The sequence below is a fragment of the Gemmatimonas sp. genome (assembly GCF_031426495.1).
In the GTDB taxonomy this organism is placed as follows: domain Bacteria; phylum Gemmatimonadota; class Gemmatimonadetes; order Gemmatimonadales; family Gemmatimonadaceae; genus Gemmatimonas.
In genome coordinates, this window is record NZ_JANPLK010000083.1 from 46,554 (window position 1) to 59,321 (window position 12,768).

Here is a 12,768-nt window from a genome sequence, read left to right on the forward strand (position 1 = left end):
GTCTGCGACAGTCATGAACTCCCTGATGGAATCACTCTTCGGACGCATGGGCAACGGACGGCAGATCGCGATCATCGCGGTCGGCGTCGTGGCCACGGCGCTCGTATTCGGTGTGTCGCGCTGGGCTACGCAGCCGACGATGGTGCCGCTGTACGCGGACATCCCCGTCGAGAATGTGAAGGCGATGACCGACAAGCTCACCGAGACGGGCATCGTGTACGAGCTCGATCGCACCGGTTCGACGATTCTGGTGGCGAGCGCCGACCTGGCGCGTGCCCGCGTGAATCTGGCGGCGGAAGCGATGCCGACGGGCGGTCGCCCGGGTCTCGAGCTGTTCGACAAGCCGTCGTGGGGCATGACGGACTTCACGCAGAAGGTGAACTATCGCCGCGCCCTCGAGGGAGAACTGGAGCGCACGATCGGCAAGCTGAAGAACGTCGAGATGGTACAAGTGCACCTCGCGCTCGAAGACGCGCAGATGTTCAAGGCGAACGAGCGGCCGAGCAAGGCGTCGGTGACACTCAAGATGGCGGGTGGCGAGACGCCGCGCGCCGAAACGGTGCACGGCATTGCGAGCATGGTGGCGAACAGTGTGGGCGGCCTCGACCCCGAGCACGTGACGATCGTCGACGAGCGTGGACAGGCACTCACGCTCGAAGACGAAGGCTCGGTGGCCGGTCTGTCCAGCCGTCAGCTGTCGGTGCAGCGTGAGGTCGAGACGTACATGGAACAGAAGGCCGACAAGCTGCTGAACAGCCTGGTCGGCGCCGGCAATGCCCGCGTGCAGGTCGCCGCATCGATCAACTTCGACAAGGTTGAGCGCACGGTGCAGGCCGTCGACCCCGAGCGTCAGGCGCTCGCCACGGAACAGAAAGCGGAAGTGACGCCGAGCAATCCCGCGCAGGGCGCCGGCTACAGCACGACCGCGACCTCGTACGAGAACACCAAGAGCGTCGAGAGCTTCAGCGGCGCGATCGGCAACCTGAAGAAGCTCACCGTCGCGGTGCTGGTGGCGGACAAGGTCACGATGCCAGTGCTGGACACGACGATCAAGACGGCGCAGACGCCGATCATCACGGTGCGCACGCCCGAGGAAATCGCCCGTATCGAGACGCTTGTGCGCAATGCGCTCGGCGTCGACTCGACACGCGGCGATATGATCTCGGTGGTGAGCGCGCCATTCGACATGCCGACCCCGATCGTGCAGCGCGACACGGTGCTGCCGCCGCAGGACATGGTGGCCAAGCTGCAGGCGAACCCGAAGCCGGTCGTCGCGATCGCCGCGCTCGTCGTGTTGATGGTCATCGCGCTCGTGAGTGTGAGCGCGCTCAAACCTAAGAAGTCGAAGGCCGTGGCCGGTGGAACACCCAACCTGCTGCCGCCCAACTCCGGGTATCCGGAACTGCCTGCCAGCTCGCAGATGCAGTCGGCGATGCAGGGCGTGAACGACTACGACGAAGAGCAACTCGAGGAGCCCAAACGTCCCGTGCGTCTTCCGCCTCCGCCAACCACCCCGGAGCGTGAACAAGCCATGGCCACCGTGGATCAGCGTCCTGACGCTGCGGTTCGCGTGATGCGCGGCTGGCTTCGGTCGTGAGTTCTGCCATGATCGCTCTCCCGCGCGGTGGCGGAAACTCCGCCGACAAGTACTCACCCGATCGTCTCACCGGTCGCCAGAAGGTGGCGATCGTGTGTATGGCGATTGGCACCGAACACGCGGCCAAGGTCACGGCCGGCCTGCACCCCGAGGAGGCCGAAATCGTCGCCCTCGAAATGGCGCAGCTCGATCGCGTACCGCCTTCGATCGTCGACATGGTGCTCGCCGAGTGGCTCGAACTCACGCTTGGCGTGGATTCGATGAGCACCGGCGGTGTGGAGTTCGCCAAGGACGTGCTCGAAGCGGCCTTCGGCGTGGCCAAGGCGCAGCAGATCCTCAAGCGCATCCAGGGACAGCTCGCCGACAGCGACCGCTTTGGTCGGCTGCGTCGCGCCGACCCGCAACAGCTTGGCAACACGCTGCGCGGTGAACACCCCCAGACTATCGCGCTCATTCTCGCCCACCTCGATCCAGGCCACGTGGCCGCCATTCTGCGCGAGCTGGACCCCGCGCTGGGCGGTGACGTGATGTTCCGCATCGCGAAGATGGAGAAGGTGTCGCCCGAAATGATCTCACTGGTGGAACGCGCGATCGGCAACGAAGCCGACCTCGCCTTCTCGCAGGGTATGTCCAGCGTCGGTGGTCCGGCGGCCGTGGCCGCCGTCCTCAACCTCGTCAGCACCTCGCTCGAGAAGGAAGTGCTCGACCTGGTGGCCGAGAAGGACGCGCACCTCAGCGATCAGATCAAGAACCTCATGTTCGTGTTCGAAGATCTCTCGTCGCTAGACGACAAGTCGCTGCAGCGCCTGCTGCGCGAAGTGGACGTCAAGCAGCTCGCGCTGGCCCTCAAGGCCGCAAGCCCCGAACTCAAGACGAAGATCATGCAGACGATGTCGCAGCGCGCCGTCGCCGGCCTCAGGGAAGAGATGGAGTTCCTCGGCCCGGTCAAGATGCGCGATGTGGAAGCGGCCCAGACGGATATCGTCTCGAAGGTCCGCGCCCTCGAAGAGACCGGCGAGATCGTGCTGAGCGCCGGAACCGACGATGTCATCATCTGAGGACCGACCAATGCGAGCAACTGCCTGGTCCCTCGACGAGTTTGCCGTGGCCGACGGCTTCGGCGAGTTCACGCCCGCGGAAACGCGGGTACCGGCTCAGACGCCAGGCGACCTGGAAGCGGATTTCCAGGCTCGCCTCGCGGTCGAGCGTTCGCGCTCCGAGGCGGCGGCGTACAGCCGCGGCCGCGCCGATGGCGAACGCGCGGCCCGCGCTGGTGTCGACGAAGAAATCGCCTCGGCGATGGCACTACTTTCCGAAGCGTTGAACAACGTGCAGCTGCACGAATCGCGCTGGGTCAGCAATGCCGAAGAGAACATCGCCGCCATCGCGGTGATGGTGGCGCGACACATCGTGCAACGCGAAGTGAACGCCGATCCGTCGTTCGTGCGCGACGTGGTGCAGAGCGCGATGGCGCAGTATCCGCTCGACCAGGAGATCACCATCCGCATCAACCCGGAGGATCTCAATGCCTGCCGCGCGTCCATCGAAGAAGCCGGTCGTCGCGAGATTCGATGGATCAGCGATGCCTCGATCCTGCGCGGCGGTTGCTTGATGGAAGGGCGCGAGCGCATCATCGACGGCCGTGTGGACACGGCGCTCGAGCGCGCGTATCGCACCCTCGGTGGAGTGCACGCGTGATGACGCCGACGCGCGTCACGAAGCCGTTCGACGACGGATACACCAACATGCTCGACGCCATGCAGGACCGCCTTGCGCGCAGCGAACGCTTCGGCTCGTACGGTCGTGTCACGCGCGTCGTCGGACTCGTGGTTGAAGCCACCGGCATCGATGTCGGACTCGGTTCACTGTGCCGCATCACCAGTCACTCGCGCGACCGGTCGGTATTGGCCGAGGTGGTCGGCTTCAACGAGCGCAGCGTGCTGCTCATGCCACTCGGTGAACTCGACGGCTTGCATGCTGGCGCCAGCGTTCAGCCGCTCGGTCGGACCTTCGGTGTCGATGTCGGCCCGGGACTGCTGGGCCGCGTGCTGAACGGCCTCGGCCATCCGATCGACGGCAAGGGCAAGCTCGATACCGTGGAGCGTGTGCCACTCTCGGCCGAACCGCCCAATCCGCTCACGCGCGACACGATCGACCGACCGCTCGAAACCGGTGTGCGTGCGATCGACGGACTGCTCACGATCGGGCGCGGTCAGCGCGTCGGCATCTTCGCCGGCTCCGGCGTCGGCAAGTCGACCATGCTCGGCATGATTGCGCGCAACGCGCAGGCCGATGTGAACGTGATCGCACTGCTTGGTGAGCGCGGTCGTGAGGTGCGCGAGTTCATCGAGAACTCACTGGGAGAAGAAGGACTCGCCCGTTCCGTCGTGATCGTGGCCACCGGCGATCAGGCCGCGCTTGTACGCGCCCGCGGTGCGCTGGTAGCCACGGCCATCGCCGAGTACTTCCGCGATCAGGGCAAGCAAGTGCTGCTCATGGTGGACTCGGTCACGCGTGTGGCGATGGCCTGGCGTGAAATCGGTCTCGCCACCGGCGAGCCGCCCACCACGAAAGGTTATCCACCCTCGGTGTTCGCCAACCTGCCGCGCCTGCTCGAGCGCGCCGGAAATGCGACGACCGGTGGTATCACCGGCATCTATACCGTGCTCGTGGACGGCGACGATTTCAACGAGCCGGTAGCCGACGCGTCGCGCTCGATTCTCGACGGCCACATCGTGCTCACGCGTCGCCTCGCGGCGCAGAATCACTTTCCAGCCATCGACGTGCTCGACTCGAAAAGCCGAGTGAAAGACGCGATCACAAACGAAGTGCAGCGGCGCGCCGGAAGTGCGATGCTGCGACTCGAAGCGGCGTATCGTGAGAAGGAAGATCTGATCATGGTCGGCGCGTACCAGAAGGGGAGCGATCCGTACGTGGACGCGGCGATTATCTATCGCCAGCGCGTGCTCGAGTTCCTGCAGCAGCGTCCCGATGAGGCCACGCCCTACGGCGACACGTACAGCGCGCTCGCCCAGATCGCCGAGGCCATCGAGTCGTCGGTGCGGAGACGTCCGTGAGCTTCAAGTTCCGGTTGCAGCGCATCCTCGAACTGCGCGAGCAGCACGAGCAGGCGAAGGCGCGCGCGTTAGCGAGCGCGCGTGACACCGCCGAAGCGGCGCACCGCGCGAAGGACGAGATCGCGAATCTGCGCGATCACAGCAAGCAGCAGATCTCGACGACGGCGAACAACGGTCCGCGCATCGGACATCTGCATCAGCTCGGATTCGTGCTGGCGTCGCTCGATGAACGGGTGCTTTTGGCCGCCGATGCGGCAAAGCTTGCCGATAGCGACGTGCAAAAAGCGCAAGGCATGCTCGAGGAAGCGGCTCGCGACCGGCGCGTGCTCGATCGCCTAAAGTCCCGCCACGCCGACACTTGGCGCGCTGACAGTGCCCACAAGGATCGTGTCGCTATGGACGAGATCGCTCTGGCGCAGTTCTCGCGTAAAGCAGGGCTGAATGCGGCGGATGACGCCGCGAGCAGCAACACCCCCATTGATGGTTCGCATTCATGAAGCAGCTGATCATCCCGATCGTGATAGGACTCCTCGCCGGCCTCGGCGGCGGCACGGGGTACTCGTACATGAAGACGTCGGCCAAGTACACGGCCGACTCCACGCACATGGCGGATAGCCTCAAGGCGCATCCGCCGGCTGACTCGACGCATGCCGATTCGTCTGAAGCCGATGCATCGCATGGCGATGCATCGCATGGCGACGCGGCGGCGCATGACAGCGTACCAGCTGACAGCGCTGCGCATGGCATGGACGCGCCAGGCGCGCACGAAGCCCCCGCGCCGATGACGCCGGCCGACAGCATTCGCTTGCTCGACGCCGCGCGTCGCGAGCTGAAGTCGGTGTCGGCGAAGCCGGCGCCGGGCAAGGCCGTCGATACGCACGCCGCACCGACGAAGGCAGCTCCCGCCCCCGATGCACACGCGACGCCGAGCCTGAAGTCGCAGACGCAGACGGCGACTGACGCAAAGTCCAGCACCGCATCCGCCGCCAACGTCGTGAAGGGAGCGCGAGATGCCGCAATGAACACCGCGCTGCCCGAGCTGCGACTGGCCAAGATCTTCTCGGCAATGGCGGCGAAGGACGCCGCCAAGGTGCTCGACCAGATGACCGACGGCGATGTCCGCGCCATTCTCAGTATGATGAACGACCGCCAGGCGGCCGCCATCCTCACGTCGATGTCCGCATCGCGTGCCGCCTCTATCTCGAAGGGTGGCAACAAGGCCCCTGGAGGCTCGCTATGAATGTGATGAAGGCCGTGACCGCCGCACCGCGTCCGGAACGGGCCGCCGAGCGGGCGATCGAGCGCACCACGCGCCCCGAGATCGAGCCTAACGAGACCGACGCGTCCGCCGAGACGGAGAAGAAGCGCAGCGTGTCGCGCGCCGAGTTCTCCGCCCTGCTCGCGCTCATCTCCGGCGCCGGCTCGCGCGTGCGCTCCGATCTGATTCAGCAGCTGCCGGCCGAGGGCGCGTCACTGGTGGACAAACTGCTCGATGAAGCAGCCGCCGAGCAAACGGCCGACGAATCGACCGGTGATACGCTAACGGGTGAGGGTGCCTTTCCCGGCGAGAAGGGACTGCGAACCGCGGTGCAGCATGGCTCGCACGATCGCGCGGCCCAGCAGGCCGCGCAGGAAGTGAGTGAAGCGCTGCGCTACGGCATTCTGAATACGTCGATCGACCACGCGCGCGTCGGCAACACGCCGACCGAGTCGTCGTCGGACGACATCATCGACCTCCCCACGTACGCCAAGAATCGTGGCACCAACGGCCTGCTTGGCATCTCGCGCGCGGCGCAGCAGATCAGCGCGCAGCTTGGCAGCCAGGGAGAGATCGAAGGCGAACGCAACGCGCTCGCGGTGCTCTCGCGCATTGCAACCAAGCGCGGATCGTCGCTCGAACAGTTGATGGCTATCGGCGATGTCCGTGGCGCTGACGCCCGCGCTGCGCTGGACGCGCTGCTGGCGAAGGCAGGCACGCCGGCCGGTACCGAAATCGCGGACAGCGCAGCGGCCGCCGCCGCAGCTTCGGCTAGCGCGTCAGCCTTGGCCGCGGCCACGGCGGCCTCCGCCGCCGATCCGACCACACCGATCAAGGATCTCGACGCCGTCGCCCCGGAGCTCCGCTCGCGGGTGCAGCGTGTGATCGATCGCATGAAGGGTGAGTATGACCACGACGTCTCGATCGTCGAGACGGCGCGCTCGCAGGAACGTCAGGACCATCTGTACGAGCAGGGACGTACGCGTCCGGGCGCCGTCGTGACATGGACGCGCGATTCCGCGCACACGCGCGGTGACGCCGTCGATGTGATCGTGGATGGCTCGTGGGAGAACGCGCAGGGCTTCGCTCGATTGCAGCGCATCGCCAAGGAAGAAGGGCTTCGCACGCTCGGCATGAAGGACCCTGGACACCTCGAGCTCGCAAACCATGGCGAGCGCGCCCTGGCGAGCGCGGCTCCGCAGGCGTTCGACAAGGTCACGGCGGCATTTCAGCGGCAGTCGTCATCGGCCGCGCAGGCTGCATCGCAGGCCGCACCGGCTGGTGTAGCGCAGGTGGCAAGTGTGGCTGGCGTGGCGCAGGTGGCCCGCGTGGCCGACGCCAACGCTGCCCCCGCCTCGCTGGGCGAAGGCGCGGCGGCGTACGTTGCGCAGGCCAACGCGAACAAGGGCGCCAACGGCGAACAGAATGGCAATGCGTTCGGACGTGGTGCGCGCGACGAGAACGGACATCCGATCAACGATGGCCGGAAGCTCGGTCACACGAAGCAGGACGCCGCGGGCGACACGTCGGGCTTTGGCGCGCTGCACGGCAACGGCCAGGGCAGCACGCAGACGACCGGCGCCGAGCGCGCCGCGTCGGTGGGTCAGGCGGCCGGCAGTGAGCAGGCCCAGCGCGTGTCGGAGATTCAGGCCATGCGCGCGGATGCGCCAGCCGGTCCGCTCTCTCGCATGACGCTCAATGTCGACAACGCGAACGGGACGCAGGACCGCATCACCGTCGATCTGCGCGGCAACGTCGTGGACACGTTCATCTCGACCGACGCCTCGAGCGCCGAGCGGATGAAGCTGCGCACGGGTGAACTGCAGGAGTCGCTGAGCCGTCATGGCCTCGACGCCGAGAGCGTGCGGATCAGCGGTGCCAACAAGTCAGAGCAGCACGAGTCATCGCGAGCGATCAGCAGCGAGCGCGATGCGCTGCGCACGAACGGCGCGACGCAGACCACGTCGGGTGAGGGCGCACAGTCCCAGAGTCAGCGCGACCGGGCGACCGGCCGCGACTGGGATAAGCAGCAGGATGCTCGCCGCGAGCAGAAGGAGCAAGCGGCGCGTGAGCAGCAGCGCGAGCAGGCGAATCAGCGCGGCTGGCAGAATCTCTTCAACGGGACCAAGTGATGATCACCGCTACGCGGAACGTCGCCAGCGCGTTTGATCCGAGCACGATCAAGCCGAGCTACGCCACGACGGACACGACGACGGGCGCGACGCCGCCGGTCGGTGCGGCCGAACCGTCGGCGAAGGTGAGTGGACTGGCCAAGACGAGCGCGATGGGCCAGGACGAGTTCCTCAAGATGCTCGTGGCACAGCTGAAGAATCAGGATCCCCTGAATCCGATGGACGGCAAGGACATGGCGGCGCAACTCGCCCAGTTCTCGACCGTCGAGCAGCTGATCACGATGAACAAGTCGATGGAGGCGCAGGCGGCGTCGGCCGGTGCCACCGCCGAAGCGATCAAGTCGCTCGAGACCACGCAGAACGAGCGCGCCGACGAACTCGCGCAGCTCATCGAAGGACAGATGGCGATGGGCACCGTCGGCAAGATCGGCGTGACCACGGGTAACACCACGTTCCTCGACAAGGCCGGCAACGGTACGATCGTGGTGGACAGCGGCACCATGAAGGGCGGCGCGCGCGTCAGCCTGGTGAACGAGAAGGGCCAGACCGTCAGCACCATCAGTCTGGGCGAAGTGAAGGGCGGGCAGATGTCGTTTGAACTTGGCGACTACGCGCAGACACCACCGCTCCCCGCCGGCAAGTACACGTACAAGTTCGAGGTCGCAACGGATGGCGGCCAGTGGCAAGCAGCGAAGACGTACACGGCCGGACGGATTACCGGCATGCGGTACGAAAGCGGCAACCCCATCCTGATCATCGGCGATTCACTCAGCGTGCCGATGTCGCAGCTCACCCAAGTGCGCGCCTGATCGCGACCTGACCCACGAGGATTTTTTCACATGCTTCGTTCTCTCTTTGCCGGTGTGTCCGGCCTGCGCAACAACCAGGTGCGCATGGACGTGATCGGTAACAACATTGCGAACGTGAACACGGTGGCCTTCAAGGCGGGCCGTGTCACGTTCAAGGAAGGCTTCGCACAGCTGCTGCAGGGCGCGAGCCGTCCGCCTGGAGACCAGGGTGGTATCAACCCGGTCCAGATCGGCCTCGGCATGCAGATCGGCTCGATCGACCAGATTTTCAATCAGGGCAATCTCGAAACGACCGGCTTGAACACCGACGTCGCGATTCAGGGCGACTCGTTCTTCGTCGTGCGAAAGGGCAACCAGAGCTTCTACACGCGCGCCGGCAACTTCCAGGTGGACGCGAACGGTCAGATGGTGTCGCCGGCCAACGGCTTCATCGTGCAGGGTCGCATGTATGACAACGGCATTCTGCAGGATGGTATTCAGGACATTCGCTTGCCGTTCGGCCAGAAGGTGTCGGCCAAGCCGACGACCGAAGCCGTGCTGGCGGGCAACCTGAACGCCTCAGCCCCCGTGTTCCAGGGCGACTTCCAGGATCCGATCGATCGCGCGCTGCCGATCAACGAGAAGTCGTGGACGGAGTCGCAGATCGCCGTGTTTGACTCGCAGGGTACGAAGCGTGACATCAAGATTCAGATGTGGAAGACCGGCCCGAACTCGTGGGATTGGCAGATCGATCCGATCGCCTCGGGCGTCATCGAGAACTTCCAGACGGATTCGAACTCGCCGCCCTCTGACATCGAGCTCCCGACGCCGACCGCCGGCTACGAAATCCTGCCGGCCAACGTGAAGGTGTACAGCTCGTCGGGCACCGAATACTTGTCGCCGGCCGATTACAGCTTCTCCAGTGGTCCGCCGCCGGCCGTGCAGTTCACGACCAGCATGCCGTCGAGCTCCGAAATCAAGATCTCGTACTTCATGAGCCCGACCGCAGCAACGGCGAGCGAGAACAGTGGCACGTTCACGTTCGACAGCGCCGGCATCATGAACACCAACATCTCGGCCGCGATCAACTTCGCGGTGCCGGGTGCGAATCCGGTGCAGCTCAACCTCAAACTCAACGGCGGCGTCAGCGGCCTCACGCAGTTCGCCTCCACGGCGTCGACCGCCGTGCTCCGTGACCAGAACGGCTACACCGCCGGTACGCTGCAGAACTTCAGCATCGACCGCTTCGGTCTGATCACCGGCTTCTTCACCAACGGTACCACGTCGTCGCTGGCCAAGATCGTCCTCGCCGACTTCAACAATCCGAGCGGCATGCTCCGCATCGGCGACAACATGTACCAGGAGTCGGCCAACTCCGGCGGCGCCGTCCTCGGCTTCGCGCTCGAAGGCTCGCAGTCGCAGCTCACCAGCGGCGCGCTCGAAATGTCCAACGTCGACCTCGCGCAGGAATTCACGAACATGATCGTGGCCCAGCGTGGCTTCCAGGCCAACGGCAAGGTCGTCTCGACCTCCGACGAAATGCTTCAGGAGCTGATGAGCATCAAGCGCTAACCGGGTGACCCGATTCGGGTCAACCGGATAGGCTGGACCGCCCGGACTCGGGGGGCCAGAAGGCGGAGGATGGGGCACGCACGGGCCCTCATCCTCCGCCTTTGGCGTTTCCGGCCCGGCAGAAAGTGCCGGAATGAGTAAAAAGGACCGGCATACTTCAGTGATGTACGCCGTACGTTTTGACGAGTCTCAATGCGCAGAAGTCGTGCAAGCCGTTGTGGTTCATCTTCTTACACCATACTCCCTACTCCGTAGTCATCGTGGCCTGGGTCCTGCTTTTAGAGAGGTCGTAGCACTCCCTCTGTCCGACTCGACGAACCGATCCATGGCTAACGAAACCCCGCAGGCTCCAGAAGGCGCACCCGCTGCGCCTACCAAAGCAAAACTCCCGATGCTGATCGGCATGGTTGCCGTCGGTCTGGCGCTGGGTGGTGGTACCGGGGCAGCGGTACTCGGACCGATGGTTGCCAAGAAAATGGGCAAGGTCACGCCGATCGCCGCCGCTGCGGATAGCGCGCACGGCGGGGACGCGGCGGCGGCCGACGGCGAGCATGCTGCACCCGCCGAGGGTGGCAAGGAAGGCGGAGCCGCCGAGGCCGCGATCCACGTGCTCGACAACATGGTACTGAACCCGGCCGGCAGTGGTGGCTCGCGCTACCTCCTGCTCACCGTCGCGATCGAAGTCGGCTCGCCCGCCGCGATCGAGAGCTTCAAGGCACGCGACGCGGAACTGCGCGACATCGTGCTGACCACGCTGGGCACGAAGCCCGTCGAGCAGCTCACCGACATGGCCACGCGCGAACAGTTCAAGGTCGAAATCATAAAGGCGGTGGACGAGCGCTTCGGCAAGAAGTCGGTGAAGCGCATCTACTTCCCGCAGTTCGTCGTTCAGTAAGTCACGCCGCGCCGACCACACGATGAGCTCCGAAACTCTCAGCCAGCATGACATCGACCGCCTCCTCGGTGGCGGCTCCCGCCAGTCGCCGACGGCGGCAGCGGCGATGGACGTGCAGGTGTACGACTTCCGTCGTCCGCACCGCGTCTCCAAGGAACGCCTTCGCACCCTCGAAGCGATGTACGAGCGCCTGGTGAAGGGCCTGGAAGCGTGGCTCATCTCGCGTGTGCGCGGACAGATCGAAGTCCGACTACAAAGCGTCGAGCAGTTCTCGTTCGGTGAGTTCACGCTCTCGCTGCCGATGCCCTGCTCGTCATTCATTTTCGACATCACGGGCACGGGGCAGAAGGGCGTCATCGACGTCGGCCCCGAGTTCAGCACCTACATCATTGATCGCCTGTTCGGTGGCGAGGGCACGGGCAGCGCGCTCACGCGTGCGCTGACCCCCATCGAGCGGATGGCCGTCCGGTCAGTCGCCGACAAGGTCAGCGGACTCCTGCAGGAGATCTGGCAGGACCATGTCGCGATGGATCTCAACATCACGGGCTTCGAGTCGTCGCCCGAAATCCTGCAGGTCGTCAACCGCGAAGACCCCGTACTCGTGGCGAACGTCGAGTTCACCACCGGCAACGTGAGCAGCCTGCTCCTGATCTGCCTGCCCTTCTCGGTGCTCGACAAGTTCTTCACGTCGAGTGGACAGCAACGCAATGCGCTGCTCACCACCAGCGATCAGGAACGCGAGACCACGCGCCTTCGCAGCGAGACCGCGCTCCGCGCCACGAAGGTGCCGCTCACGGCGCGCCTTCCTGACTTCCAGCTCTCGATGCGTGACATCGCCGGCATTACCGAAGGCACCATCATCCCCACCGGCATTCCGACCGACGCGCGCGTCATTGTGCGCGCCGGCACGCAGGAACGCTTCATCGGCCATCCGGGCCGCGTAAGCGGAAATCTCGCGGTGCGCATCCTCGATGCCGTACCCAGCGCCACGACCTCAGACCCACGGACGACCTCCGCATGAACCCCGCCGAAATCGACGCGCTCGTCGCCAGCGCGCAGGCCGCCAAGGCGGCTGGTCAGCCCATCTCGTCGCTCATGGACGAATCAGCCACGCCCTCCGCGGCGCCGGTGCGCGCACCGCAGCTCACCGAGTTCGAGCAGACGATGATGAGCACCACGGAGGTGCCGATCGGCATGCTCCTGGATCTCACCCTCCCCGTCTCCATCGAACTGGGTCGCACCTCGATGACGGTGCAGGAAATTCTGCGCCTCGGTCGTGGCTCCGTGATTCAGCTCGACCGACTCGCCGGTGAGCCCATCGACATCTATGTCGGCGACCGCCGCTTCGCGGAAGGCGAAGTCGTGGTGCTCGGCGAACACTTCGGCGTGCGCATCACGCGCGTGCTGGCCAATCCGGCCGCCTCCAGCGCTGCCAACGCCGCGTAAGAC

Annotated in this window: 12 protein-coding genes; all 12 read left to right on the forward strand. The window is 65.3% G+C overall.

Annotation, left to right across the window (positions count from 1 at the left end; translation table 11 throughout):
• The first annotated feature begins 13 nt into the window (after positions 1–13).
• Complete coding sequence (gene fliF, locus RMP10_RS21685; protein ID WP_310572166.1) at positions 14–1,597, forward strand: flagellar basal-body MS-ring/collar protein FliF; 1,584 nt, start codon at positions 14–16, stop codon at positions 1,595–1,597.
• A gap of 8 nt (positions 1,598–1,605) precedes the next feature.
• Positions 1,606–2,655, forward strand: a complete 1,050-nt coding sequence (fliG, locus tag RMP10_RS21690) for a flagellar motor switch protein FliG (protein WP_310572167.1) — start codon at positions 1,606–1,608, stop codon at positions 2,653–2,655.
• A gap of 10 nt (positions 2,656–2,665) precedes the next feature.
• Positions 2,666–3,295 (forward strand): FliH/SctL family protein, encoded by a 630-nt coding sequence (locus tag RMP10_RS21695; protein ID WP_310572168.1) that lies wholly within the window; start codon positions 2,666–2,668, stop codon positions 3,293–3,295.
• A 47-nt stretch (positions 3,296–3,342) separates the two neighbouring features.
• Positions 3,343–4,674 carry a FliI/YscN family ATPase gene (locus RMP10_RS21700; protein WP_345785839.1) on the forward strand — a complete coding sequence of 444 codons (1,332 nt, stop codon included), beginning with the start codon at positions 3,343–3,345 and terminating at the stop codon, positions 4,672–4,674.
• On the forward strand, positions 4,671–5,171 hold the full coding sequence (gene fliJ / locus RMP10_RS21705; protein WP_310572169.1) for a flagellar export protein FliJ: 501 nt from the start codon (positions 4,671–4,673) through the stop codon (positions 5,169–5,171). Before RMP10_RS21700 ends, fliJ begins: the two co-directional genes overlap by 4 nt.
• Positions 5,168–5,914, forward strand: coding sequence for a hypothetical protein (locus RMP10_RS21710; protein ID WP_310572170.1), 747 nt, complete (start codon positions 5,168–5,170; stop codon positions 5,912–5,914). The genes fliJ and RMP10_RS21710 overlap by 4 nt, the downstream gene beginning before the upstream one ends.
• A complete protein-coding gene (locus tag RMP10_RS21715) occupies positions 5,911–8,064 on the forward strand; it encodes a M15 family metallopeptidase (RefSeq protein WP_310572171.1) in 2,154 nt (717 codons plus the stop codon). Before RMP10_RS21710 ends, RMP10_RS21715 begins: the two co-directional genes overlap by 4 nt.
• Positions 8,064–8,873, forward strand: coding sequence for a flagellar hook capping FlgD N-terminal domain-containing protein (locus RMP10_RS21720; RefSeq protein WP_310572172.1), 810 nt, complete (start codon positions 8,064–8,066; stop codon positions 8,871–8,873). The genes RMP10_RS21715 and RMP10_RS21720 overlap by 1 nt, the downstream gene beginning before the upstream one ends.
• A 30-nt stretch (positions 8,874–8,903) precedes the next feature.
• A complete protein-coding gene (locus RMP10_RS21725; protein WP_309671626.1) occupies positions 8,904–10,424 on the forward strand; it encodes a flagellar hook protein FlgE in 1,521 nt (506 codons plus the stop codon).
• 325 nt (positions 10,425–10,749) lie between these two features.
• Entirely contained in the window at positions 10,750–11,319 is a 570-nt protein-coding gene (locus tag RMP10_RS21730) for a flagellar basal body-associated FliL family protein (RefSeq protein WP_310572173.1), read from the forward strand.
• Between the two features lie 22 nt (positions 11,320–11,341).
• Positions 11,342–12,340: a FliM/FliN family flagellar motor switch protein gene (locus RMP10_RS21735; protein ID WP_310572174.1), complete on the forward strand. Its 999-nt coding sequence runs from the start codon at positions 11,342–11,344 to the stop codon at positions 12,338–12,340.
• The gene (fliN, locus tag RMP10_RS21740; protein WP_171225891.1) at positions 12,337–12,765 is read left to right on the forward strand and encodes a flagellar motor switch protein FliN; all 429 of its coding nucleotides are present in this window, start codon (positions 12,337–12,339) and stop codon (positions 12,763–12,765) included. The genes RMP10_RS21735 and fliN overlap by 4 nt, the downstream gene beginning before the upstream one ends.
• Positions 12,766–12,768 lie beyond the last annotated feature (3 nt).